Below are 24789 nucleotides of genomic sequence, written 5' to 3'. Positions count from 1 at the left end.
TCCCAACCACACGCAACCGACCGGGGGATCGACCGTCATGGCCGACAACATCAGTCAGACAGTGACCGACATACCGAACGCCAAGGTGAAGGCGGTGGCCGAACGGGTCGTGCAGGAGCTGAGGCTGGCCGCAGAGAAGGTCGCCGCGCACCACGCCGAGCCCGCCAGGTACCCGATGCCCGAGGACAAGGGCGCCGCGGAACACCTGCTGGCCCAGCGTTTCGACCGGCTGCCCGACGACAAGAAGAAGCGGGCGGCGGACGCGGTCGTCGCCGACCTCAAGGACGTGGCGGGCCGGACCCGGCGCCTCGGCGACCTGGCCCGGGTCGACCTGCGCTCACCGGCCTCGGTCGACGCGCAGATCCGCCGGATGCCCTTCCCGGAGCGGCTGAAGTTCCCGGCCGACGAACTGAAGAAGCCGCCGTTCCTCCTCCCCGAGGAACAGCAGGCCCGCGCGGGGGCCGCGGCCGTACCGTCCGCACTGCACAAGCTGGAACTGCGCATCCACAGCGTGAAGTGCCTGGCCGAGACGTCTGAACTGGGCTCCGACGAGATCTCCCTCGCGGGCACCAGCGTGGACGAGAGCGGCGACGCCCTGAAGATCAGCCCGTTCGACGTGCGCAGCTTCGACGACGGAGACGTCAAGACGTATGCGCCGCCGAAGCAGTTCCACTGGTTCAACCTCGACGAGGGAGGCACCAGTTACCCGAAGTCGTACTTCGTCACGCTGGTGCTCGCGGAGGTCGACTTCGGCGGGCTCGCCACCTACGTCGACCGGCTGCTGGACATGGTCAGGACGAAGGTCGCCGCCTACCTCGCGGCGGCGGTCGGCGGGGCGATCGGAGCTTCGGGCGGAGTACTCGGCATCCTCATCGGCATGGCGGTCGGTGCGGCCGTCGGCTGGGCCTTCGACCAGCTCAAGGGCATCGTCGAGGACGACGTGTTCGCGCCCGTGACCCTCAGCACCGTCATCCCGGCACTGACCGGCCGCTGGGACGGCAAGCCCGAGACGCCGGCGGCATCCGCCGAGTACCGCGGCTTCGGCGGGCACTACCGAGTGACGTACACCTGGCGCATGTTCGACTGAGCGGCGCACCGCGGCGACCGCCCCGTCCGGAACGTCCCGGGCGGGGCGGGCGAACACTATGAACGCAATGATCAACGGGTGGTCCGCGAGTGGGGTGGTTCCTAGCATCACGGTTCGCAGGGCACATTCGCACAGCGAACCCACAGGAGCCGCTCCCGTGACGACCTTTGACGCACCCGTACCAGTACGCAGACGCCTCTGGGCCCCTCGCCACCGCCGGGCGGCACTGGCCGCCGGTCTCGCCGCGGCACTCCTCGGCACGCTCGGCAACGCCCCCGTACCCCGGACGGAGACCGTGCGGCCCGCGGTGGCCGCCTGCCCGGCCAACCTGCTGGGAAAGGCCGCCTGTTACACCGGGCAGGACGCCAACGGGGCGTACTACGCGATGGCCGTCCCGACGCGGTGGAACGGATCCCTCGTCGTGCACGCGCACGGCGGCCCCGATCTCGGCGACTCCTCGGACCCGGCACGCAGCACCGACGATCTGGGCCGTTGGGCGGTGATGGTCGAGGAGGGCTACGCCTGGGCCGGCTCGTCCTACCGCCGCGGCGGGTACGGGACCCGGATGGCCGCCGCCGACACCGAGAACGTGCGCAGACTGTTCGTCGCGGCGTTCGGCAAGCCGAAGCGGACCTATGTGCACGGCCAGTCCTGGGGCGGCGACGTCGCCGCCAAGGTCGCGGAGACCTACGGCGGACAGCCCGGCGCGTACGACGGCGCGCTGCTCACGAGCGGCGTCCTCGGCGGCGGTTCGCGCGGCTACGACTACCGCGTCGACCTGCGAGTGGTCTACCAGTACTACTGCCACAACCACCCCCGCCCGACAGAGCCGAAGTACCCGCTCTGGATGGGGCTGCGCGCCGACTCCACCATGACGAGCGCCGGGCTCCGCGCCCGCCTCCAGGAGTGCACCGGCTTCGCCTCCGCCCCCGCGGAGCGGACCGCGCTCCAGCAGCGCAACCTCGACGACATCCTCGCCGTCACCCGCATCCCGGAACGCTCGCTCGAATCACATCTGCGGTTCGCGACCTTCACGTTCCGGGACATCGTGTCGACCCGGCTCGGCGGCCGTAACCCCTTCGGCAACCAGGGTGTGCGGTACTCGGGTTCGCACGACGACAAGGCGCTCAACGCCGGCGTCGAACGGTTCTCCGCCGACCCCACCGCGCGCCGCGACCTCTCCTACGACAGCGACCTGACCGGCAGGGTCTCCATCCCCGTCCTCACCCTCCACGCGATCGACGACCCCACCGCCTTCGTCGAGCACGAGGCGGCCTACCGCGCCACGTTTCAGGGCGCGGGCCGGAGCGGCGACCTCGTCCAGACCTTCACGACGGAGACCGAGCACAGCGCGCTGAGCGACTCCGAGTACGCCGACTCGATCGCCGCGCTGGACACTTGGGTCCGCCACGGCCGCAAGCCGACCCCGCGCTCGGTCGCGGCGTCGTGCGCGGCCTTCGACGAGAAGTACGGCAGCGGGTGCTTCTACGACCCGACCTTCCGCCCCGCTCCCTACGCCTCGCGGATCCGGCCCCGGCCGGGCGGGCTCGCCTGGCCGGCCATGACCGCTAAGCAGGAGCGGGCGTGGAGCCGGATCGACGGCGTGGGGATCGCTCCCTGATCCCCGGCAGCCGTCGGTTTCGGCGGCTGCCGGGCCGGCCGTCCGGTTCGCTCAGAAGGCGTGGGCCATCAGCTCCGCGAACAGCTCGTGCTCGTCGACGTCGAGACCCCGTGCGCGGAACCAGCCGCAGATGTTGGCGCAGTCGCGCTGGAGGAAGGTCATCCCGTTGAGGTTGCCGACCAGATCGACGATCTGCGGCAGATCGATGATCACCAGCCGCTCGCCCGCCGCCAGGATGTTGTACGCCGACAGGTCACCGTGCACGAGACCGTTCTGCACCATGGTCGCGAGCGCGTCGGTGAGCTGCTCGAAGTACGCCGCCAGCAGCTCGGGTGAGGGACGGGTCTGGGCGAGCCGGGGCGCCGTCGAGACGGTGCCGTCCTCGTCGGCGACGGTGATCCATTCCATCAGGATCTCGGTGCCGTCGATCTGCACCGGGTAGGGGACCGGCAGCCCGAGGTTCCAGAACCGCACCAGGGCGGCCCATTCGGACACCGCCCACTCTCCGGCGGCGACCTGGCGGCCGAAGGTGCTCTTGCGTTTGACGGCCCGCTCGTCGCGCGAGCGTTTCATCGAGCGGCCCTCGGTGTAGGACGCGGCGCGGTGGAAGGACCGGTGTTCGGGAGAGCGGTACCGCTTGGCCGCCATCACCACGCCGGCGTCGGGGTCGAGCGGATCGGCGCGCTCCACGAGGTGGACGTCGGCCTCCTTGCCGGTCTTGAGGACGCCGAGTTCGGTGTCGATCGCGCCCTGGGAGGTCACCACCCAGTCCGGGAGCGGCTCGGGGCCGCGGGAGAGGGGTTCGACGCTGAGCCAGGTCGACCAGCGCCGGCCGTCCGCGAGGTCGTCGTCGTAGGCATGGAAGTCGAAGACGAACCGGTCGTCGACGTCGCCCAGGCCGTCCGGCGGCGGGACGGAGCGGTGCGCGTCGGTGCTGAAGTCGTCAGGGAACGACGGGAGTTGGGAGTGCTGCGGGAGATCGTCGTGAGACATCGCTGGGGGTGCTCCATGAAGTGAGTGAGAGGTGGGCTGCGGGCATGCCGAGGACAGTCGTGATCACGGTCGTGCCTCCTCTCGTGGAGCACCGGGCAGCTCCCGGTCGCCCGCCCATGGTGAAGGGCGGACACGGGGAGCGGCAACCGAATAAAGCAGGGCGATGTCTGGTCGTGCGGCACTGCGCAGAGGTTCCGCATTGCTTGCGCCGCCCGACCGGTCAACGGCACGTCATGACTCTCGCTTCGCCCCGAACCTCCTGTTAACGTCCCACTTAATCGATCTAGCGCCATGGTGACGCTCCGGACGGCACCCTGCACGACGACCACTCGACGGAGAGTGAAATGGACCCTGTCTCACAACAGCGCAGCACCTACGAAGCGGTCCTCCGGCTGAACGACGCACCGTTCATCACCGAACGCCCGGCGATGTTCAGCCCGGCCGCCGCCGCCCAGGACGAGGGCAACGCACGGGGCACCTACGGCCGTTTCGCACAGCTCCTGCTCCCCGAGGAGTACACGGACTGGGTCGAGGAGAGCACCGCCCACGTCGGCTCGTGCTACGTCGGCGACTGGACTTCGCTGCACAAGGTGAAGGTGCACGGCCCGCAGGCGCTCGCGTTCCTGAGCAGGCTGGGGATGCGGGACCTGTCCCGTTTCGAGACCGGGCAGATCAAGCACCATGTGCAGCTCGACGAGAACGGCTGGATCGCCTCCGAGGGCGTACTGTGCCGGCTCGGGCCCGAGGAGTTCGTCTACACCGCGGGAAGCTGCGACTGGCTCTTGTGGCAGCTGAGCCAGGGCAGTTGGGACGCCGCCGCCACCGACCTGAGCCCCGACGTGTTCATCTTCGGGGTCCAGGGCCCGGCGTCCCTGGCCGTGCTGGAGAAGCTGACGGGGGACGATCTCCGTGACATCGGCTTCAGCCGCAGCCGGATGTCGACGGTCGACGGGGTCCCGGTACGGGTCCTGCGCACCGGGATCTCGGGCGAACTCGGGTACGAGCTGCACGGGCCCACCGAACGCGCCAACGAGATCTGGGCGGCGGTCGTGGCGAGCGGGCAGGCCGTCGGCATGCGTCAACTCGGCTTCCGGGCGCAGCCCGTGCAGCACATCGAGGCCGGGATCGCGACCAACGGGCTGGACTACCTGCCGGCGTCGATCCTCACGCCGGGTGCGCCGAGGCAGTTCCGCAAGGGCGCGCCGACCGGCAGCTTCGTCCCGTCGGGCGGGGTGACCGACTACTTCCGCAAACCGGCCGAGCTCGGCTGGGGATTCCGCAGGGGCGTCCCCGACCGTGACTTCATCGGCCGGGACGCACTCGTCAGGGACGCCGAAAGCGGTGTGCCCGGCCGCCAGTTGGTCGGTCTGCGGTGGAACGAACAGGATGTCGCCGCCATCCTCACGTCGCTCCTCGGCACGGCGGAGCTGCCCGACCAGATGGAGCTCCCGCGCGGCCGCGGTCCCCACTTCGACCAGGTCCTGGTGTCGGGCGATCCGGTGGGCGTGGCCACGGGCAGGACGGTGAGTCCGACCCTGCGGGCGATGATCTCCCTCTGCGTGCTCGATCCCGCGTACGCGACCCCGGGCACCGAGGTCGTCGTCCTGTGGGGCCGCCCGGGCACCTCGCAGCGGGAGATCCGGGCGACAGTCTCGGCGCTGCCCTTCAAACCGGACAACCGGCGCACCGACGTCACCGGGCACTGACGGTCCCCTCGCGACTCCTCCGCCGGTTGGCAGCGGCGTCAGCGCACGGTGCCTCCACGAGCGCACCGGCGGATGTCGAGATCGCCTTGCCCGCTCCGTCCCCGGGGCAGATGGCGACGACTTCCCTGGAGGACGGTCATGCGAGCGAACGAGATCACCGAGATTCTGGACCGGCCGATCAGCCGGGAGCTGCTGGCACGTGACGTGGTCCGGCTGGCGTACGTGGCGAAGGACGGCACGCCCAGGAACGTCCCGATCGCGTTCACCTGGAACGGTTCGGAGATCGTCATGTGTACGACCAAGAACGCCCCCAAGCTCCCGGCACTGCGGGAGAACCCGGCGGTCGCGCTCACGATCGACACCGAGGTGCATCCGCCCAAGATCCTGCTGCTCCGCGGCCGGGCCGAGCTGGATGTCGTGGACGGCATCCCGGAGGAGTACCTCCGGATCAACGGCTCGTACGAGATGACACCCGAGCAGCGGGTCGAGTGGGAGGCCGAGGTCCGCTCGCTCTACGACGGCATGGTCCGGATCGTGGTGACGCCGACCTGGGTGAAGCTGATCGACTTCGAGACAACCCTGCCGAGCGCGGTCGAGGAGTTGGTCAAGCGGCGGGCGGAGCGTGCGCGAGCCTGATCAGCGGGCGATCGAGATCGCGAAGGGCGCGAAGCCGCCTGACCGGATCACATGCGGTACGAACAGGATCGCCGCCTCGACAGCCCGGGCGGTCTCGATCCCGCCGAGGTCAGTGATCCACTCCTGGTGCCAGCCGAGGTCCAGGAGAAGCCCGCGGACGACCTGTTTGGCCTCCGGGTCCGTGCCGGAGAGGAACACGGTGGGCGTCTGGGCGAGTGCGGCGGGCGCGGTCATCACCGAGTGGAGCATCGTGTTGAGCGTCTTGACGACGTGCGTCCCGGGCAGCGCCTCCTGGAGTCGCTCCGCGAGACTCGAGCCGGGGTAGAGCAGGTCGGCGGGCAGTCCGTCGGGTCCGTCGACGGTGGCGTTGGCGAGGTCCACGAGGATCTTGCCCCGCAACTCCGTGCGCAGCGCGGTGAGTCGTTCCAGCGAACCGGCGCCCGGTGTGGCGTTGATGACGATGCTCGCCGTCCGTACGGCGTCGGCGGCGGCGCCCGGCGCGCGGGTCGCCACGGTCACTTTGTGTCCGGCCCGGGTGAGGGCGGTGGCCAGACCGCCGCCGACCCGGCCGCCGCCAAGAATCGTGATGTCACTCATGCTGAACTGTTCCTCTCGGTGATTCAGGGTGGGTCAGTGATCAGCGGCCGAGCGTGGTGACCGCGTCGGTGTGCACGCCGGGTGCCGCGGCCAGGAAGCTCTCGCTCGCCGGAGTCCAGGGGTGGCCCTCGACGTCGGACACCAGTCCGCCCGCCTCGGTGACGAGCAGGGCCCCGGGAAGCATGTCGGCGCGGGCTCCGGCGAACTGCCAGAAGGCGTCGATGCGGCCGGCGGCCACGTTCAGCAGATGCAGGGTGGCGGGCACGGATGTCCGCACCACGAGCGCGTCGAGGAGCATCGCGGTGATCGAGGCGCCGACCCGCCGTACGACCTTCTCGTCCTCGTCCGGCCGGGCCTGGCTCGTGGCCACGATGCCCAGAGCTAGGTCCGGGGTCGCGGACACATGCAGCGGCCGGCCGTCGAGGTGGGCGCCGGCGCCCGCGAGCGCGGTGTACGTCTCGCCGGTCAGCGGCAGATGGACGACGGTGAGCACCGGCTGGTTGTCGCGTACGAAGGTCGCGGTCACCGCCCAGTCCGACAGGCCGTGCAGATGGTTGACGTTCCCTTCGGCGGGGTCCACCACCCACCATTCGCCGTCCGGAAGGGCACCGCCCTCCAACTCCTCCTCCACCCAACGGGCGTCCGGGCGCAGGGCGGTGAGGCGGGGACGCAGGATGTCGAGGACCGCTTCGTCGTTGGCGGCGAGCGCGTGCGTCAGCTCGTCGAAGGTCTTGTAGGGGACCACGTCACCGAAGCGCTCGCGCAGAGCCGCTCCGGCCGCGCGTACGGCGAGCGCGGTCCGTGCGAGCAGATCGGCGTCGGTGTTCGGCATGGATTCGGGCATGGCGGTGCTCCCGTCCGAGGGGCGGAGATGTGGGTCGACCGGGCGAGAACCGGTTTCGTCGGTGCCCGTGACTCGAAGGTAGGAGAGGCCATCATTAACAGCAAGTGCATGTGAAGCACGGCTAGGATGACTCCCATGCAATTGGATCTGAACCTGCTCGCCGCGCTCGACGCCCTCCTGGAGGAGGGCAGCGTGGCCGGCGCCGCCGACCGCCTGCATGTCACGGCCCCCGCGATGAGCCGCAGCCTCGGCCGGATCCGGCGTACGACGGGTGATCAGATCCTGGTGCGCACCGGGCGCACGATGACCCCCACGCCGTACGCCATCGCCGTACGGGAACAGGTGCACGACCTGCTCCAGCAGGTGCGGGGCGTGCTGGCGCCGAGCCGGGAGCTCGACCTCGCGACCCTCGAACGCACCTTCACGCTCCGCTGGCACGACGCACTGGTCGCCCTCGGCGGGCCCGCGCTGCTGGCTGCCGTGCGCGAGCAGGCCCCCGGGGTGCGGCTGCGCTTCATCGCGGAATCGAGCATCGACACACCGGAGTTGAGGCGCGGCGAAGTCGACCTCGCCGCGAACGCCGACGACTCGACCGTGCCCGAGATCCGCGCCGAGCGGGTGGCCGAGACCCGGCAGACCGTCGTCGTACGGCAAGGGCACCCGCTCACCGGCGTGGAGGCGGTGACCGCCGAGCGGTACGCCGCGGCGGAGCACGTCAGCGTCTCGCGGCGCGGAAGGCTCGGGAACATCCTCGACGACGCTCTCGCGGGACTCGGCCTCACCCGACACGTGGTGGCGACCGCGCCCACGGAGCGAGCCGCTTTTGAGTTCGTGCGGGGCTCCGATCTCGTCGTCACCGCCCCTGAGGCCACGGCGCGTCCGGCTGCCGCGGATCTCGGCCTGATCCTGCTCCCCCTCCCGCTCGACCTTCCGCCGGCCCCGGTGTACCTGTCGTGGCATCAGCGCTACGACACCGACCCCGCGCACATCTGGCTGCGAGACCTGGCCCGGACCGCGCTGACCGGCGCGACGAACGGGCAGGACCGGACGGCGCCGTGACACCTGACGTCGTCGTCGCGGGGCAGAGCTCCGTACAATTTGATCCCGAACGACCAGTGTCAGCGAGAGAGGGAGCGCCCGTGCCCGGCCATCGATCCATCACCGAAGCCGAGAAACTCGCCGCACAGAGGCTCGGTGGCTTCCCGATACGACGGGAACAGATGGCGGCGGTCGCCAACATCCACCGGGCCGCGGCGGCGGTGCGCCAGCATCTGGAGAACTCCGTGCTGCGGGGCTCCGACCTGACCTGGACCGCCTTCGTCGTCCTGTGGGTCGTCTGGGTCTGGGACGAGTCGGAGACCCGGCACGTCGCCGAGGAGGCGGGGATCTCCAAGGGAACGCTGACGGGCGTGGCCCGCACGCTGGAGTCGCGCGGCCTGCTCAGGCGGGCCGGTCATCCGACGGACGGGCGGCTGGTCCTGCTCAGTCTCACGGACGAGGGCGAGCAGCTGATGCGGCGGCTGTTCCCCGAGTTCAACGAGGAGGAGGCCTTCGTCACCGGGCAGCTCACCGACGACGAGTGCCGCAGCCTCGCGGACATGCTGCGCCGCGTCGTGCTCCAGGTGGAGGACCACGGTGAGGAGCGCCGGCAGTCCCTGCTGGACGGCGCCGAGCCGGCACCTCGCCGCAGCGGGCGCCGCCCCAGGACCTGAGTGCGCCTCAGCGGGTCCGCCGAGCAGCCTGTACGAGGGCGTCGAACAGGCCCTGCTGCGCCGCCTGTTCGTGCGCGGTGTCCTCGGGGTGCCACTGCACGGCCGTGAACCAGCCCCGGGCGCCGGGGAGTTCGAGCCCTTCCACGGTGCCGTCGGCGGCCCTCGCGGTCACCCGCAGTCCGCTGCCCGTCCGGTCGACGCGCTGGTGGTGGTAGCAGGAGGCGTCCACCTTCTCCGCCGCCATTGCCCGCGCGAGGAGCGACCCCGGCTCCACCGCCACGGGGTGCACGACATGCCGGTGTTCACGGTCCGGCCCGCCCATGTCCTGCTCCAGGGTGCCGCCGAGCGCCACGTTGACGACCTGGAGCCCGCGGCAGACGGCGAGCAGGGGCAGGCCCGACTCCAGTGCCTGCCGGGCCACTTCGAGGTCGAAGCCGTCCTGCTGAGCGTCGACGTCGTACACGCTCTCGTGGGCCGCGCCCGCTCCGTAGCGGTACGGCGCGAGGTCGCCGCCGCCGGGCAGCAGCACCCCGTCGAACCGGGCGAGGCGGGTCGCGACCTCCGCCGGGTCGGCGGTGCCGTCGGGGGCGTACGGGTGGATGGTCGCGGGTTCGCCGCCCGCCCGCCACACCGCCTCGACGAGCGCCCGGGCGGTGACCTCGGCCGCGTACCGCAGCGCCGAGGTGCTGGCGGAGAAGCGGGCGGGCAGGGCGATCAGCGGGCGCGGCGGGACGGTCACAGCTGTATCCAGGTCGTCTTGAGCTCGGTGTACTTCTCCAGGGCGTGCGCGGACTTGTCGCGGCCGTTGCCCGACTGCTTCATCCCGCCGAAGGGCACGGTCAGGTCGCCCTCCTCGTAGCAGTTCACCCACACCGTGCCCGCCTTGAGGGCGCGGGAGACCCGGTGGGCAGTGCTCAGATCCGAGGTCCACAGCCCGGCGGCCAGGCCGTACTCGGTGGCGTTGGCCAACTTCACGGCTTCCTCAAGGGTGTTGAAGGAGATGACGGACAGGACGGGGCCGAAGATCTCCTCGCGGGCCAGCCCCGCGCTGGCCTCGACCCGGTCGAACACGGTCGGTTCGACGAAGCTGCCGCCGGAGTCCGTACGAGTGCGCGCGCCTCCCGTACGCAGCCGGGCGCCCTCGTCGACACCGCGCCGCACATGCCCGAGTACGCGCTCCAGATGCCCCTCGCCGACCAGCGCGCCCATCTCGGTCGCGGGGTCCAGGGGGTCGCCCACCCGCAGCTCCCGGGCCCGTGCGACGACGGCGTCAGTGACCCGCTCGGCGACGGAGGAGTGCACGAGCAGGCGGGACGGGGCGGTGCACATCTCGCCCTGGTTGAAGAAGATGCCCCAGGCGGCAGTGGCGGCCGCCTTCTCCAAGTCGGGGGCGTCCGGGAGGACGATGTTGGGCGACTTCCCGCCCAGCTCCAGCCAGACCCGCTTGAGATTGGAGTCGGCGGAGTAGTGCAGGAAGTGCCGGCCGACGGCGGTGGAGCCGGTGAAGGCGAGCACGTCGACGTCGGGGTGAACTCCCAGCGCCCGACCGGCAGTTGGACCGTCACCGGTGATCACGTTCAGCACGCCAGGCGGCAACCCGGCCTCGGTGCCTAGCCGGCCCAGCAGCAGAGCGGACAACGGCGAATTCTCGGACGGCTTCAGCACGACCGTGCAGCCGGCCGCGAGTGCCGGGGCCACCTTCCAACTCGCCAGCGTCAGCGGGAAGTTCCACGGGACGACGGCTCCCACGACACCGGCGGGTTCGCGGGTGACGAGGGCGAGCGCGTCCGGCGCGGTGTGCGGGGACTCGTCGGTCAGCTTGTCGGCCAACTGCCCGTACCAGCGGAAGGTGTTGATCGCCGCGCGCAGCTCGATGTCATGGGCGTCCGTGACCGGCTTGCCCATCTCCAGGCTCACCGTGAGGGCAAGCGACTCCCGTTGTTCTTCGAGGAGTTCGGCGAGCCGGAGCAGGACCCGGCCGCGTTCGGCGGGGGCCAGACGCGGCCAGGGCCCCGTGTCGAAGGCGCGCCGGGCGGCGGCCACGGCCGCGTCCACCTCGGCGGCACCGCCGTCGGCGACCTCGGCGACCACCTGGCCGTCGCGGGGGGAGACGACCCGGAAGGTGCCGCCGGCTCCGGGTTCGTCGCGACCGTCGATGTGGTGGGCGCCGTGGACCTGGAAGTCCTTGGCGCGGCGGAGCCATTCGTCGTGGGTGACGGCCGGCATGGGGAACTCCACTTCGTCAGCAGGTGGGGGAGGGCGGGGTGCGTCTCCCCGGTGCGCGCCCGTGTCGTCGGACGCGCACCGGGGGAGGGGAGCCGGTCAGCTGTCGGCGGTCGAGGGCCCACGGCGGCTCAGCCGTGCGGTCACGATGCTCAGTGCCATGACCACCGGGACCGACAGGGCGAGCCAGAGGGCCGTGGTGCTGTCGCCGCCGATGAGGGTGGTGAAGTTGGCGAGGATGAGCCAGACGGCACCGGCCACCGCGATCGTCGCGAGGATCGGGGCGATCAGCGTGTTCCACAGCCGCACCTCCAGGCGTTCGCGGCGGAAGAAGACCACCACGGACACCGAGGTCAGCAGGTACAGGAGCATCATCGCCAGGACGGCGACCCCGCTGAACCAGGAGAAGAGCGTGAGCACCGGGTCCTTGCCCGCGAGCGCGAACGGCACCACCAGGGCCACCGCGACGAGGGTCTGCACACAGCCGGCGGTCCAGGGCGCGTGGCGGCTGTTGAGGGTGCACAGGCGGCGGGGCAGCAGCCCGTCGCGGCCGAGCGAGAAGAGATAGCGGTTCGCGGAGTTGTGGAAGGTGAGCAGGCCGGCGAAGAGGGAGGTGGCCAGCAGGACCGGCAGGACGTCGTTGACCCAGCCGCCGAACTGCGCGGCGATCGGGGCGAAGACGAATGCCGTGGAGTCCCCGCTCGCCAGCGCCTTGCCCGCCGCCGCGACCGCCTTGGAGGGTCCGTACGCGGCGACCAGCATCCAGGACGTCAGAGCGAAGAAGCCGACGACCACGACGACCGCCAGGTAGGTGGCGCGGGGGACGGTCTTCTTCGGCTCGCGCGCCTCCTCGCCGTAGATCGCGGTGGCCTCGAAGCCGAACATGGACGCGACGGCGAACATCACGGCCACGCCGGGCGCGCCCTGGGTGACGGCGCTCGGTGCGAAGGTCTCGGTGAAGCCGAGGCCCTCCGGACCGCCGCCCTTGAAGAGGGTGACGAGGCTGAAGGCCAGCAGGATGCTGAACTCCGCCAGGACGAACACGGCCAGCAGCTTGGCGCCCATGTCGATGCCGGTGGCGCCCAGGATCTGTACGACGGCCATGGTCGCCAGCGACCACACCCACCACGGGAGGTTCAGTCCCGTGTGGGCGTCGACCAGGCCGCTGACGATGGAGCCGTACAGCCCGTACATGGCGGCCTGGATGGCGCAGTACGCGAAGAGCGCCACGCCCGCGCTGCCGGCCCCGGTGGTGCGGCCGAGCCCGGTGCCGATGTAGGTGTAGAAGGCGCCCGCGTCGACGACGTGCCGGCCCATGGTGACGAAGCCGACCGAGAAGAGCAGGGTCACGACGCCGACCAGGACGTAGGCGCCTGCGGTGCCGGGACCGTTGCCGATGCCGACGGAGATCGGGACCGCTCCGGCGATGCCGGTGAGCGGCGCCTGGGCGGACAGAACGAGGAAGAGGATGCCCAGCACGCCGAGCGCGTTGGGTTTGAGCGTGCCTGCCGTGGGTTCGTCCCGCACGGACCGCTGGGATGCGACCGCCTGACTGTCCACTCGGATCACCTGCCAGTTAAGGGGATGGTCGTTTCAGGCCAAACGAGTTGCCTCATGGTGGGGCGGAACTATCCGTTTGGCAAGGGGGTGGCACGGAGATTCCGTGGCCGACGCGGATTTCTTACGAGGCCGTGATCAGCGGTGGAGAAGGGGCGGGAGGTCAGCTCCCGTCGCGCTCCCGCGCGAGCAGCCGCAGGACGTTCCGCAGCTCGTCGAGGGCGTCCTCGATGACCTCGCGCTCGCCGAAGACGAGCTGGTGCAGGACCAGGCCCTCCAGGGTGGCGAACACCATCCGGGACAGCCCTTCGTCGACCGGTCCGGGCAGCATCTGGGTCAGCTCGCGCCGGGTGGCGGCGAAGTACTCGTCGTAGAGCGCCCGGAGATGCGACAGCAGCTCCGGCCTGCGCCGGGACTCCAGGAGCAGCTCGTACTGGAAGGCCTGGAGGTCCGGCCCCGAGGCCACCATCTCGGTCAGGCCGAGCGAGAAGTCCTCGGGCTTCCCGGTGCCGGGTTCGAGGTCGCTGCTGCTGAGGGAGGAGCGGATGGCGTGGGTGAGCGCCGCCTCGATCAGCGCGTCGCGCGTCCCGAAGTGGTGCACCACGAGCCCGTGCGTGACCCCCGCTTCCTCCGCGACGGCGCGGTAGGTGAGCCGGCGCAGTCCGCCGCGTGCCACCACGCGCACCGCGGCGTCCAGCAGGGCCTCGCGGCCCGCGCCGTAGGTGACGCGCTTGCGGGGGCGGTCGGCGGACTCGGTCATGCAGGCGACCCTACCCGCGCCGTCGCCCTCAGCGGCGCGGCGCACGAACGCCACGGAACTCCCAGTCGCCGCCGAGCGCGGTGGACAGCACTTCCTCGGATTCGGTGGGCTGGGCGCCGACGTCGGTGCGGATGGCGGCGGGTCCGGTGACGACGTGGTTGGTGAGCCTGCCCAGCCCCTCGACCTCGACCTCGACGACGTCTCCGGGGTGCACGGGACGGGAGTTGGCGGGCGTGCCGGACAGCAGCACGTCGCCGGGGTACAGGGTGATGGTGCGGGCGATGTCCGCGACGAGGTAGTGCATGTCCCACTTCATCTCGTCGGTCGAACCGTCCTGCACCACCTCGCCGTTGACGTAGGTCCGCAGCCGCTTGCCGTGGAAGTCCCAGTCGGTGACAAGGCCCGGGCCGAGCGGGCAGAGGGTGTCGGAGCCCTTGACGCGCAGCATGGAGCCGGCGTCGGTGTCGCGGAAGTCGTGCAGGCCGTAGTCGTTGGCGACGGTGTAGCCCGCGATGTAGTCGCCCGCTTCGGCGGGGGAGATGTTCCGCGCGGTCCTCCCGATGACGATGGCGACCTCGCCCTCGTAGTTGAGCCACTTGCAGCCCTCGGGACGGACGATCGCGCCCTTGTGGGAGTTGAGGGAGGAGGTCGGTTTGTGGAAGTAGGTCGGGGTGTCCGGGAGACCGATCTGAAATTCGTCGACCCGGCTGCGGTGGTTGAGGTGGACGGCGATCACCTTGGACGGCACGACCGGGGGCAGGTGCAGCGCCTCGTCGGTCTTGACGCGGCGGCCGTCCCCGGCGACGAGTTCGTCCCCGTCGACGGTGACCTCGACGGCGGCGCCGTCCAGCAGAATGCGGCGGTACTCGGGCATGTCGCTCTCCTAGGCGCGGCTGTGCGGGGTGCGGGGTGAGGCGGCGGGTACGGGCAGGTCGTCGCCGGTCCAGCCGGTGGCCGGGCGGTCAAACCAGAGATGGACCTGGCCGGTGCCGACGGAGTTCTCGTACTCGCCGTACTGACGGGCCCTCGCGGTGCAGGCCTGTTCGCCGAGGGCGCCGGCCAGCATCAGGTAGTGGAAGAACTTCGCCTCGGGCTTGTACTTCCAGAACTCGTCCATGGTGTCGAGGACCTTGTCGTGCCGGCCCTCCTTGAACCAGGCGATCCGCTCGTAGTCGGCCTCGCGGGCCTCGGGCGTACGGATGTGCACGGGGTCGCTGGCTTCGTGGTCGCGGATCTCGCGCAGCGGCCAGAAGGTGTGCGAGAGGGCGCCGGAGGCGATGACCAGGACCCGGCGGCCGGGGGTGGCCGCGATGCCGTCGGCGAGCGCGCGGCCCAGGCGCAGATGGTCCTCCATGTCCCCGGTCTGGCAGACGCCGATGGTCACCCACCGCTTGTCCGGCAGGCCCTCGCCGAGGAACTTCCAGAGGTTGATCGTGGCGTAGTAGACGGGGAGGTAGTCGTCCTCGATCGGGGTGATCCAGGTGCTGTGCCGGTCGGCGAACTCGGCGATGTTGTGGGCGAGTTCGGGGTCGCCGGGGTAGTCGTACGGCATCCGGCACATACCGCGCGGCAGCTCCTCGGAGGTGAAGAGCCCGGCGCGGCGCTGCTGGGCGGTGACGACGAACTCGACGGTCGTCGCCCAGTGGGAGTCGAGGACGACGACGGTGTCGTAGTCGTCGCGGTCGAAGACGTCCTCGCGGAGTTGGCGGAGACCGGTGACGAGGGTGATCTCCTTGCCCTCGTTCAGCTCCAGCCGGTCCGCCTCGGGCAGCACGATGGTGGGCACATGGGCCAGCAGGCCGGCCCCGACGATCTCACCCATGGTTGTTCCATCCGTTGGGGGCGGTGACGGTGTTCTTCAGGTCGCAGTAGAAGTCGAAGCTCCAGGTGCCGCCCTCGCGGCCCACACCGGAGAGGCGTGAGCCGCCGAACGGTGCCTGGAGGTCGCGTACGAAGAAGCAGTTGACCCAGACCGTGCCCGCGATCAGCCGTGCGGTGACGCGGTCGGCGCGTTCGCGGTCGCCGGTGGCGAGGGTGGCGGCCAGCCCGAAGCGGGTGTCGTTGGCGAGCCGGACGGCCTCCTCCTCGTCGGCGAAGGTCTGGAGGGTGAGGACCGGTCCGAAGACCTCCTCCTGCACGATCTCCGAGTCCTGGGCGACATCGGTGAGGAGGGTCGGCGCGTAGTACTGGCCGTCCCTGCGGTGTCCGCCGATGACGGCACGGGCCCCGGCCGCGAGCGCCCGCTGCACGAAGCCGTCGATCTTCTCCAACTGGCGGGTGTGGATGGTGGGTCCGAGGTCGGTGGCCTCCTCGCGCGGATCGCCCTGGACCAGGGCCGAGGCCTTCTCCTCGAACCGGCGCGTGAACTCCTCGGCGACGGACTCCTCTACGAGGATGCGGGTGGCCGCGAGGCACACCTGACCGGCGTTGTCGTACTGCTCGACGGCGAGGTCCACGGCGAGATCGAGGTCCGCGTCGGCGAACACCAACAGCGGTGACTTGCCGCCGAGTTCGAGGCTGAGCGGGGTGAGGTTGGCGGCGGCCGACGCGGCGATGCGCGTAGCCGTGGGCACCGAGCCGGTGAAGCTGATCCGGCGCACGTCGGGGTGCGAGGTGAGCGCGTCGCCGATCTCCGCGCCGTAGCCCTGGACGACGTTGAGGACACCGGCGGGCAGCCCCGCCTCGGTGGCGATGTCGGCGAGCAGTGAGGCGGTGAGCGGGGACCATTCGGCGGGCTTGAGGACGACCGTGTTTCCGGCAGCCAGCGCCGGGGCGACCTTCCAAGTGGCCAGCATCAAGGGGGCGTTCCACGGCGTGATCAGGACGCAGGGGCCGGCCGGGTCCCAGCTGACGTGGTTGGTGTGGCCGCGCGTCTCGAAGTCGTCGTGGCCGAGGGTGAGCAACCAGTCGGCGAAGAAGCGGAAGTTGTGCGCGACGCGGGGCATGACGCCCCGGCGGTGCGAGCGGAGGAGGGCGCCGTTGTCGTGGGTCTCGACGGCCGACAGTTCCTCGATGCGCTTCTCTACGCCGTCGGCTACGGCGTGCAGGATGCGGGCGCGTTCGGCGCGGGGAGTGGCGGCCCAGGCGGGGAACGCCTCGCGGGCGGCGGCGATCGCGGCCTCGGCCTCGGCGGGGCCGCCGCGGGCGATCGGGCCGAGGACCTGGCCGTCGATGGGGGAGACGTCGTCGAAGGTGTCGGGGGAGGCGACGCGTCGGCCGCCGATGAAGTGCCGGGTGTCGACGGGGACTCCGGCGACGATGATCTTCTCGGGCATGGGAAGGGCTCCTGACGCAAAGGGGCGACGGGCGGACACGGGGGACTAGTCGGCGGTTGCCGCCGACGTGCCGGACTCCAGCAGCCGGCCGCCGTCCCAGACGACCCCCACCTGCCGGTAGTACGCGGCGATCGGCTCGTGGACCTCCAGCCGGGACAGCTCCTCCGTGGGCGCGTCGAACAGTGCCAACTCGGCGTCCCCGACCCAGGGTTGACCGCCCTCGAAGGCAGCCGCGCCCGTCTCGATCAGCTCGTCCAGGGCCAGGCCCTTGCCCTTTTCTATGGAGGGGAGCCAGCGGTGATGGGCCATGGGGTGGGCGTTCACGAACCCGTTCGTCTCCGAGGGTTCGCGCAGGGTCACCACGGTCTCGGCGAGGCGCCGGTCGGCCGCCGCGAGGGTAGCGCCGAAGCGGGCGCCCGCCTCGATACGGGGAGCGGGCCCATAGGGATGCGGCCGTGTCTGGTGGATGGAGCCGAGCTTCTTCGGGTAGCCCTGGTGCAGTCCGCGCGCGATCGCGAAGTCCTTGTCGACCCAGATGTACACGCACCGCGAGTACGTACGGCCCCGGAACGAGCAGCGCACGACCGCGAACGCCTCCTTGTACTGGGCGAGCACGGGGTCGAGCAGTTCGTCCCCCGTCTGGGAGCAGGACTGCCAGTCGGCCCAGATCAGTGCCACCGCGCCCGGGTCCTCGTCGGCCAACTCCAGCGGCTCGGGGAGGAGTTCACGTACGCGTGCGGGATCCGTGCGGTACTCGACGGTGAGCAGGTCGCCGGAGTAGCGCCAGGGCGGCGCGGGGATCAGCGACGACGATCCGGTCGCGGTCTTGGGGTGGAAGTAACCACGGACGCTGGCCATGACGTTGGTTCCTTACGCGGTGAGGGCGGGCTGCTGGAGGAGCGCGGTGCGGTAGCGGGCGGCCCGCGCGGCCGTCGTGGGAGCGCCGAGCGCGACGACGCCGACGAGGAGGTCCTCGCGGTGGTAGCCGGCGATGAGATCGCCGTCCGGATCGCCGTCCAGGACCCGGACGTCGTCGAGGCCGAGCAGGGGCGAGCCGAAGGACTGCAACCGGAAGTCGTGCTGGTCGCTCCAGAATGTGGGCAGCGGTGCGAAGGCCGCCAACTCGCCCTGGGCACCGGTGAGATGGGCGACGAGACTCCTCGCCGCGTGCTTGGCGGTGTCCGTCGGGATCGACCAGTGCTCGACCCGGCGCGGCACCCCGTCGTAGCGGGCGTTGGGGAAGCGGGCGACATCGCCGACCGCGACGACGGACGGCAGCCCCCCGACCCGCAGCAGTTCATCGGTGAGTACGCCGTCGCTCAGGTCGAGCCCGTTGCCCTCCAGCCACTCGGTGTTGGCGAGCGAACCGACCGACTCCACCACCACGTCGGCGGGCAGGACGGTTCCGTCGCCGAGCACGACCCCCGTCACCCGGTCCTCGCCCTCGAAACCGGCGACCCCGGTGCCGAGCGCGAAGCGCACCCCGCGCCGCTCGTGCCGTCGCAGCAGCGCGCCGGCGAGCAGCTCGCCGAGCGGCCCCACCATGGGCAGCGGCAGCGGGTCGACGACGGTCACCTCGGTGACACCGAGCCCTACGGCGGTGGCGGCCACCTCGCAGCCGATGAAACCGGCGCCGACCACGACCACGCGCACTCCGGGCCGGGTGAGTTCGGCGCGCAGGCCCTGTGCGTCGGCGAGGGTGCGGACGGTGTGGCGGCCGGTGAGCGGGCCGGGGCAGCGCAGCCGCCGGGGGCGCATACCGGTGGCGACGACCAGGCCGTCGTAGGAGAGGGTCGTGGTGTCGTCGAGTGTGAGGGTGCGTTCGGCGAGGTCGGCCGCTACGGCCCTGCGGCCGAGCCGCCACTCGACGTCCGCGGTGCTCGCCTTGGGGGTGAAGGCGAGGGAGTCGAAGGAGGCCTTGCCGGCGAGGACTTCCTTGGAGAGCGGGGGGCGGTTGTAGGGCATGTGCGGTTCGTCGCCGATCACCGTCACGGAGCCGGTCCAACCGGCCGTCCGCAGTTGTTCGGCGGCGCGCAGGCCGCCCATCGAGGCGCCGACGACGACCACGTTCCCGCCGGTCATCAGTCCTCGATCCGGATGGCCTGGAGCGGGCAGACGTCCGCCGCTTCCTCGACCTCGTCGCGCAGGGCGTCGTCGGGGTCGGGGACGTAGCCGAGGTGTCCGGCGTCGTCCAGCTGGAAGACGTCGGGTGCCGCGAAGACGCACTGGCCGTGGTCCTGGCACTTGTTCATGTCGACGACGACCTTCATGGCCGGCCTCCTGAGGTGAGGGCGTCGGAGAGGTGGTGGGGAAGAGGGGCCCGGCGCGATGGCCGGGCCCCCGCCAAAGGGGCTCGAAGACCGGCCCCTGACTCGTTTGGCTTCAAACAAGATAGGAAGCCGTCGAGGTGGGGTCAATACCTATCCGGATGGATAATTTTCTTGTCGTCGCCTCTTGCGGGATGCGGGGACCGCTCCTACCGTTTGGCGTCAAACAACGTTGCCGGGGTCGCCCGTGACCGCTGTGTCCCGGCCCCTCATTCGCCCGCCTCCGGGCTCCTGACCCGGAAGTGCCCCACCGTCCGCCCGAGGAGACAACGGTGAGCGTTCAAGACATCCCGGAAGTCCGCCGCCACATGGAGCGACTGGCCGCCGACGGCATCGACGTGGTCCGGGTGACGTACCCCGACCTCATCGGCACCGACCGCGCCCGTGACGTCCTGCTGGAGGAGCTGCCCCGGGCCATGGAGCACGGGCTCGCCTTCTGCCGGGCCGTCTACCACACCAGTCCGCAGGGCGATGTGGTCCCGGTCCGCGGCGGTCTGGACGCGGGACTGCCCGACATCTGCGTACGCCCCGACCTGGACACCCTCGTGCCCCTCCCGTGGGAGCCCGGCGTGGCCGCCTGTCTCGGCGAGGTCCTGGACCCGGCGACCGGGGCGCCCGCCCCCGAGTCGCCCCGCGACCTCCTCCAGGCCGTCCTCGCCCGCTGCGCGGAGCACGGGCTGCGGCCCGTCGTCGGCCCGGAGCTGGAGTACTTCCTGTGCGAACGGGACGCCGCCGGCGGCTGGCGCCGGTACGCGTCCGACCCCGGTGTCGTCTACACGGCCGGGCTGCGCGCCGACCCCGACAACCACCTCCTGCGCACCCTGCGCCAGGTCCGCGACCTGGACATCGGGGTGCTCAGCGGGAACCACGAGTTCGACGGCGGACAGTTCGAGATCAACCTCGTCCACTCGGAGGCGATGTCGGCCGCCGACCGGGCGTTCCGCTTCAAGGCCGCCATCAAGGAACTCGCCCGCAAGGAGGGCAGGCTCGCCACCTTCATGGCGAAGCCGTTCAACGACGCCGGAGGGTCCGGCTTCCACCTCCATCTGTCGAGCGACGACACCGAGGGCCGCAACGCCTTCGACGACCCGTCCGGGCCCTACGGTCTCTCCGCCACCGCACGGCACTCCGTCGCCGGAGTGATGGCACACGCGCCCGCCCTCGCCGCGCTGCTCAACCCCACCGTCAACTCCTACAAACGCTTCGGACCCGACACACTCGCGCCCTGGCTGATCGACTGGGGGCTCGACAACCGCAGCGCCATGGTCCGCGTCCCGCCCGAGCGCGGCTCCGGGGCCCGGCTCGAACTGCGGCTCGGCGACGCCAGTGCCAACCCCTACCTCGCCATCGCCGGCACCATCGCCGCGGCGCTGCTGGGTGTGACGGCCGCCGAGGAGCCGCCCGCCCCGCTGGAGGGCTACGGCTACGACCCGGCCCGCTCCGCCGTACTCCCCGGCACCCTGTCCGAGGCCCTCGACGCGCTGGAGGCGGACACCGCCCTGGCCGAGGTGCTCGGCAAGGACTTCACCACGTCCTTCCTCTCCTACAAGCGGAACGAGGTCGAGCGTTTCCAACGGCACGTCACCGACTGGGAGTTCACCGAGTACGCCTACCACCTGTGACAGCCCGTACGACCCCCTGGAGCCAGCGATGACCGAGACGACCCTGCCCGCCGCCGCGAACGAACCCCTGCGTCTCGCGGACGTAGACCTCGCGAACCTCGACAACTTCACCGACGGCGTGACCCCCTGGCGCATGTTCCACACCCTGCGCCACGAGGACCCCGTCCACTGGCAGCCCGAGGAGGCCCCCAACTCCGGCTTCTGGTCGGTGACCCGGCACGCCGACATCGCCCGGGTCGACCGGGACGCCGAGACGTTCACCTCCACCCGGTTCGTCAACCTCGAAGAGGTCGACGACGACCAGATCAAGAAACGCGCCTCCATCCTGGAACTCGACGGCGTCCGCCACCGGGCGCTGCGCAGCCTGATCCAGCGGCAGTTCGGGGCGGGGGTGATCAACAGCTACGCGGACTTCCTGCGCGGCCTGACCGCGAGAACCCTGGACGCGGCCCTGGCCAAGGGGAGCTTCGACTTCGTGAAGGAGATCTCCGCCGACTTCCCCATCAACGTGCTCGCCCGGCTCCTCGACGTCCCGCCGGAGGACAACCAGCAGCTCATCGACTGGGGCAACCGCATCATCGGCAACACCGACCCGGACTACGCCGACGTCCTCCTGCACAGCGAGGAGAGCGAGAAGTACCGTGACCTGCCGTTCCGTTCCCCCGCCTCGCTCGAAGTCTTCGAGTACGGAAGGGAGTTGGCGCGCCAGCGGCGCGGCGGCGAGGGCACGGACCTGGTCTCCAAGCTGGTCAACACCACCCCGCGTGACGGAGTCCCGCTCTCCGCGCAGGACTTCGACAACTACTTCCTGCTCCTGGTCGTCGCCGGCAACGAGACGACCCGGCACACCATCACCCACTCCATGCTGGCCCTGCTCCAACACCCCGAGCAGCTCGCCCGGTTGAAGGACGACCCGTCCCTGATCCCCACGGCGGTCGAGGAGTTCCTGCGCTGGGCGTCCCCCGTCTACCACTTCCGGCGGACCGCCACCCGAGACGTCGAACTCGGCGGCAAACGCATCAGGGAGGGCGACAAGGTCGTCATGTGGTACGCCTCCGGCAACCGCGACGAGGAGGTCTTCACCGACCCCTACGACCTCGACGTGGCCCGGCAGCACAACGACCACGTCACCTTCGGCAAGGGCAGCCCCCACCTGTGCCTGGGCAACCTGCTGGCCCGCACCGAGATCCGCATCATGTTCGAGGAGCTGATCCCCCGCCTCGCGGACATCCGCCTGGCCGGTGACGTGCCGCGCGTGCGCTCGAACTTCGTCAACGGCATCAAGCGGCTGCCGGTGGAGGTGACGCTCGCGTGAGACGGGGCCGGCGTTTTGCCGGAACGGCAACAAGAGTGGCGTGACCAGGACGCGGTGGGTGACCGTGGGCCGGTGACCGACAACATCGCAGGATCGTCAGCGCCCGACACCACTTCTTCGCCCGCCGACGGATACGTCGGAGACCCCGAGGTCCGGGCGGAGTGGGACAACCGATACGCCGACCGACAGCAACTGTGGAGCGGCCGGCCCAATGGCGCACTCGTGGCCGAGGTCGCCGGGCTCACGCCCGGACGAGTGCTCGACGTCGGCTGCGGCGAGGGCGCGGATGCCGTCTGGCTCGCGCGCGGCGGCTGGGACGTGACCGCGCTCGAAGTCTCGGGCGTGGCGCTGGAGCGGGCCGCGGGGCACGCACGGGACGCCGGGGTCACCGTCCGCTGGGTGCACGCCGGACTGGCGGAAGCGGCACTTCCCCCGGCCTCCTTCGACCTGGTCTCCGCGCAGTACCCGGCCCTGCTGCGGACACCCGACGCCGCGGCCGAGCGAGCGCTGCTCGCGGCCGTCGCGCCCGGAGGCGTGCTGCTGCTCGTGCACCACGCGGGGATGGACACCCGGCACGAACACGATGCCGCCTTCGACCCGGCCGACTACGTCTGGCCCTCCATGGTCGCCGCGCTGCTCGACGACGACTGGACGGTGGAGGTGGACGAGCAGCGGCCACGCGTGGCACCTGACGGCGGCGCCGGTGCGCACCACGCCGATGACGTGGTGCTGCGGGCACGTCGACTGCGCTGACGGCCGGCCCGACGAAGGCGGGCGCGGCGCCGGAGGGAGGCCGTCCTGCCGGGGTTCACAGGTCGAGGACCGCGCGGAGGGCGTTGTCGACGAGTTCCTGCTGTTCGGGGCCGATGTTCCCGTGCGGTGTGCCGGTCTCGAAGCGGAGCGTGGAGAGCTGGAGGAGATTGACGGCGACGACGGAGGCGTCGACCGGGGTGGTCAGGTGCACGCTCATCGCCGTGTCGGGGTGCTGGGCCGGGGCGTGCAGAACCAGGACGACGACAGCGCCGTAGGCGTCGGCGAGTCCGTCGAGGCTGACGACAAGAACGGTGCGGGTGCCTTTGCCGGTGTCGACGTCCCAGACGTCGCCCTTGCGGATGGTCACAGGGCGTCGCCCTCGCCCGCCAGGTCGAGGGGGGCGGCGGAGGCGAGTTTGCGCGCGGCGTCGAGCGTCATCTGACGTCGTACGGCCCGCACGATGTAGTCGTTCAGGGACGAGGCGCCGGCGGCGGCGTCGCGTAGTTGTTTGTCCATGGCGTCGGGGATGCGCAGGGTGATGGCAGTCATGACACCAATTCTAGTGGCAAGAGTGCCGTCGCGGGAGCTTGACGTGAGAGCCGGTTCAGGGATGGACCGACCCTCACGTCGGGCGGGCCCGGGGGCGAGCGTCAGCAGTAGAGGTTGCTGCCGGGGCTGACACCGAGGATGGAGGTGAAGCGGTTGTAGGCGTCGACGCGGCTCTGGACCTGGGCGGGGTTGCGGCCGTCGCATTCCAGGGAGCCGTTGATGGAACGGATGGTCTGGCCGAAACCGGCGCCGTTGACCATGGCGTTGTGCGGGGTCATCGTGCCCGGGCCGGACTGGGTGTTCCAGTACCACAGGCCGGTCTTCCAGGCGACGGCCGAGTCGTTCTGCACCAGCCAGGGGTTGCCCAGAAGGTCGATGCCCAACGCGTCGCCCGCGGCCTTGTAGTTGAAGTTCCAGGACAGCTGGATGGGGCCGCGCCCGTAGTAGGCGGACTGGCCGGCCGGGCAGCCGTAGGACTGGCTCCAGTCGCAGTACGTCGGGTAGTTGGCGGTGTTCTGCTCGACGACGTAGACCAGCCCGCCGGTCTCGTGGCTGACGTTGGCGAGGAAGGCGGCGGCCTCCTGCTTCTTGACCGTGTCGGAACCGGTGTTGGCGAAGCCGGGGTAGGCGGACAGGGCGGCGGTGAGACCGCTGTACGTGTAGAAGCCGTTCCGGTTCGGGAACATCTGGTTGAACTGGGCCTCGCTGACGACGAAGCCGGACGGGGTGGTGCCGCCGCTCGCGGGTGCGGTCCACTTCTGGTTGGCGCCGCCCGAGCAGGTCCAGATCTGGAGCCGGGTGCCGTTGGCCGAGTTGTTGCCGGTGACGTCCAGGCACTTGTCGGCCTGTGGGTTGACGATGTCGTTGGCGGAGCTGACGGCCCACTTCTGGGCGGCGCTGCCGTTGCAGTCGTAGAGCTGGACCGTCGTGCCGTCCGCCGTGCCGCCGGAGGTCACGTCGAGACACTTGCCGAGGGCGCGCAGGGTTCCGTCACCGGGGTTGGACCAGGTCTGGGCACCGGTGCCGTTGCAGTCGTAGAGCTGTACGGCGGTCCCGTTGGCGGTGTTCGCCCCGGCGACGTCGACACACTTGCCGGCCAGACCGGTGATCCGGCCGTCCGCCGCGCGGGCGGGGGAGACGGTGAACAGTGCGGACAGGGCCGCGGCGAGCAGCATGACCAGGGCCAGTCTGCTCAGGGCCGTGAGTCTGCGG

25 protein-coding genes are annotated in these 24789 nt (G+C 70.8%); 9 read left to right on the top strand and 16 right to left on the bottom strand.

Going from position 1 to position 24789, the window contains the following annotated elements; translation table 11 throughout:
• Positions 1-37: 37 nt before the first annotated feature.
• Positions 38-1087: a hypothetical protein gene (locus ACQHII_RS01045; RefSeq protein WP_427917351.1), complete on the top strand. Its 1050-nt coding sequence runs from the start codon at positions 38-40 to the stop codon at positions 1085-1087.
• 157 nt (positions 1088-1244) lie between these two features.
• The gene (locus tag ACQHII_RS01040) at positions 1245-2708 is read left to right on the top strand and encodes a hypothetical protein (protein ID WP_427917350.1); all 1464 of its coding nucleotides are present in this window, start codon (positions 1245-1247) and stop codon (positions 2706-2708) included.
• 51 nt (positions 2709-2759) lie between these two features.
• Here the strand turns inward: ACQHII_RS01040 and ACQHII_RS01035 are convergent, their stop codons facing one another.
• Complete coding sequence (locus ACQHII_RS01035) at positions 2760-3701, bottom strand: serine protein kinase RIO (protein ID WP_427917349.1); 942 nt, start codon at positions 3699-3701, stop codon at positions 2760-2762.
• 344 nt (positions 3702-4045) lie between these two features.
• Between ACQHII_RS01035 and ACQHII_RS01030 the strand changes: the two genes are divergently transcribed.
• Both ACQHII_RS01030 and ACQHII_RS01025 read left to right on the top strand, forming a co-directional pair.
• Positions 4046-5407, top strand: coding sequence for a glycine cleavage T C-terminal barrel domain-containing protein (locus tag ACQHII_RS01030; protein WP_427917348.1), 1362 nt, complete (start codon positions 4046-4048; stop codon positions 5405-5407).
• Positions 5408-5545: 138 nt separating this feature from the next.
• Positions 5546-6043: a pyridoxamine 5'-phosphate oxidase family protein gene (locus ACQHII_RS01025; RefSeq protein ID WP_427917347.1), complete on the top strand. Its 498-nt coding sequence runs from the start codon at positions 5546-5548 to the stop codon at positions 6041-6043.
• Here ACQHII_RS01025 and ACQHII_RS01020 read toward each other — a convergent pair whose 3' ends face one another.
• Both ACQHII_RS01020 and ACQHII_RS01015 read right to left on the bottom strand, forming a co-directional pair.
• A complete protein-coding gene (locus tag ACQHII_RS01020; protein ID WP_427917346.1) occupies positions 6044-6640 on the bottom strand; it encodes an NADPH-dependent F420 reductase in 597 nt (198 codons plus the stop codon).
• 40 nt (positions 6641-6680) lie between these two features.
• The gene (locus ACQHII_RS01015) at positions 6681-7484 is read right to left on the bottom strand and encodes an inositol monophosphatase family protein (protein ID WP_427917345.1); all 804 of its coding nucleotides are present in this window, start codon (positions 7482-7484) and stop codon (positions 6681-6683) included.
• A 135-nt stretch (positions 7485-7619) separates the two neighbouring features.
• Between ACQHII_RS01015 and ACQHII_RS01010 the strand changes: the two genes are divergently transcribed.
• Both ACQHII_RS01010 and ACQHII_RS01005 read left to right on the top strand, forming a co-directional pair.
• Complete coding sequence (locus ACQHII_RS01010) at positions 7620-8543, top strand: LysR family transcriptional regulator (RefSeq protein ID WP_427917344.1); 924 nt, start codon at positions 7620-7622, stop codon at positions 8541-8543.
• An 80-nt stretch (positions 8544-8623) separates the two neighbouring features.
• Positions 8624-9196, top strand: a complete 573-nt coding sequence (locus ACQHII_RS01005) for a MarR family winged helix-turn-helix transcriptional regulator (RefSeq protein WP_427917343.1) — start codon at positions 8624-8626, stop codon at positions 9194-9196.
• A 7-nt stretch (positions 9197-9203) separates the two neighbouring features.
• Here the strand turns inward: ACQHII_RS01005 and ACQHII_RS01000 are convergent, their stop codons facing one another.
• The 10 genes from ACQHII_RS01000 to ACQHII_RS00955 form a co-directional block, all read right to left on the bottom strand.
• A complete protein-coding gene (locus ACQHII_RS01000) occupies positions 9204-9935 on the bottom strand; it encodes a gamma-glutamyl-gamma-aminobutyrate hydrolase family protein (RefSeq protein WP_427917342.1) in 732 nt (243 codons plus the stop codon).
• The gene (locus ACQHII_RS00995; RefSeq protein ID WP_427917341.1) at positions 9932-11422 is read right to left on the bottom strand and encodes an aldehyde dehydrogenase; all 1491 of its coding nucleotides are present in this window, start codon (positions 11420-11422) and stop codon (positions 9932-9934) included. The genes ACQHII_RS01000 and ACQHII_RS00995 overlap by 4 nt, the downstream gene beginning before the upstream one ends.
• Positions 11423-11518: 96 nt before the next feature.
• On the bottom strand, positions 11519-12979 hold the full coding sequence (locus ACQHII_RS00990; protein ID WP_427917340.1) for an APC family permease: 1461 nt from the start codon (positions 12977-12979) through the stop codon (positions 11519-11521).
• Positions 12980-13139: 160 nt separating this feature from the next.
• Entirely contained in the window at positions 13140-13736 is a 597-nt protein-coding gene (locus tag ACQHII_RS00985; RefSeq protein WP_427917339.1) for a TetR/AcrR family transcriptional regulator, read from the bottom strand.
• A gap of 28 nt (positions 13737-13764) precedes the next feature.
• Positions 13765-14610 carry a fumarylacetoacetate hydrolase family protein gene (locus ACQHII_RS00980; RefSeq protein WP_427917338.1) on the bottom strand — a complete coding sequence of 282 codons (846 nt, stop codon included), beginning with the start codon at positions 14608-14610 and terminating at the stop codon, positions 13765-13767.
• Between the two features lie 9 nt (positions 14611-14619).
• Entirely contained in the window at positions 14620-15558 is a 939-nt protein-coding gene (locus ACQHII_RS00975; protein ID WP_427917337.1) for a 3,4-dihydroxyphenylacetate 2,3-dioxygenase, read from the bottom strand.
• Positions 15551-17011 (bottom strand): aldehyde dehydrogenase, encoded by a 1461-nt coding sequence (locus tag ACQHII_RS00970; RefSeq protein WP_427917336.1) that lies wholly within the window; start codon positions 17009-17011, stop codon positions 15551-15553. Before ACQHII_RS00970 ends, ACQHII_RS00975 begins: the two co-directional genes overlap by 8 nt.
• Before the next feature lie 45 nt (positions 17012-17056).
• Complete coding sequence (locus ACQHII_RS00965) at positions 17057-17869, bottom strand: acetoacetate decarboxylase family protein (protein ID WP_427917335.1); 813 nt, start codon at positions 17867-17869, stop codon at positions 17057-17059.
• Between the two features lie 12 nt (positions 17870-17881).
• The gene (locus ACQHII_RS00960; RefSeq protein ID WP_427917334.1) at positions 17882-19093 is read right to left on the bottom strand and encodes an NAD(P)/FAD-dependent oxidoreductase; all 1212 of its coding nucleotides are present in this window, start codon (positions 19091-19093) and stop codon (positions 17882-17884) included.
• A complete protein-coding gene (locus ACQHII_RS00955) occupies positions 19093-19281 on the bottom strand; it encodes a ferredoxin (protein ID WP_362983495.1) in 189 nt (62 codons plus the stop codon). Before ACQHII_RS00955 ends, ACQHII_RS00960 begins: the two co-directional genes overlap by 1 nt.
• Before the next feature lie 365 nt (positions 19282-19646).
• Between ACQHII_RS00955 and ACQHII_RS00950 the strand changes: the two genes are divergently transcribed.
• From ACQHII_RS00950 to ACQHII_RS00940, 3 genes are all read left to right on the top strand, one after another.
• Positions 19647-20960 (top strand): glutamine synthetase family protein, encoded by a 1314-nt coding sequence (locus ACQHII_RS00950; RefSeq protein ID WP_427925195.1) that lies wholly within the window; start codon positions 19647-19649, stop codon positions 20958-20960.
• A 28-nt stretch (positions 20961-20988) separates the two neighbouring features.
• The gene (locus ACQHII_RS00945; protein ID WP_427917333.1) at positions 20989-22275 is read left to right on the top strand and encodes a cytochrome P450; all 1287 of its coding nucleotides are present in this window, start codon (positions 20989-20991) and stop codon (positions 22273-22275) included.
• A gap of 72 nt (positions 22276-22347) precedes the next feature.
• Positions 22348-23028, top strand: coding sequence for a class I SAM-dependent methyltransferase (locus ACQHII_RS00940; protein WP_427917332.1), 681 nt, complete (start codon positions 22348-22350; stop codon positions 23026-23028).
• A 55-nt stretch (positions 23029-23083) separates the two neighbouring features.
• Here the strand turns inward: ACQHII_RS00940 and ACQHII_RS00935 are convergent, their stop codons facing one another.
• The 3 genes from ACQHII_RS00935 to ACQHII_RS00925 all read right to left on the bottom strand — a co-directional run bounded on the left by ACQHII_RS00935 (position 23084) and on the right by ACQHII_RS00925 (position 24752).
• Complete coding sequence (locus ACQHII_RS00935; protein WP_427917331.1) at positions 23084-23395, bottom strand: type II toxin-antitoxin system PemK/MazF family toxin; 312 nt, start codon at positions 23393-23395, stop codon at positions 23084-23086.
• Positions 23392-23577: a hypothetical protein gene (locus tag ACQHII_RS00930; RefSeq protein WP_427917330.1), complete on the bottom strand. Its 186-nt coding sequence runs from the start codon at positions 23575-23577 to the stop codon at positions 23392-23394. The genes ACQHII_RS00935 and ACQHII_RS00930 overlap by 4 nt, the downstream gene beginning before the upstream one ends.
• Positions 23578-23678: 101 nt before the next feature.
• Complete coding sequence (locus ACQHII_RS00925) at positions 23679-24752, bottom strand: glycoside hydrolase family 19 protein (RefSeq protein WP_427925194.1); 1074 nt, start codon at positions 24750-24752, stop codon at positions 23679-23681.
• Between the last annotated feature and the right edge of the window lie 37 nt (positions 24753-24789).

The organism is Streptomyces sp. cg40 (assembly GCF_050320165.1).
Lineage (GTDB): Bacteria > Actinomycetota > Actinomycetes > Streptomycetales > Streptomycetaceae > Streptomyces > Streptomyces hokutonensis.
Note: the sequence above shows the minus strand (reverse complement) of the source record. Positions and strands in the feature narration are given on the sequence as shown.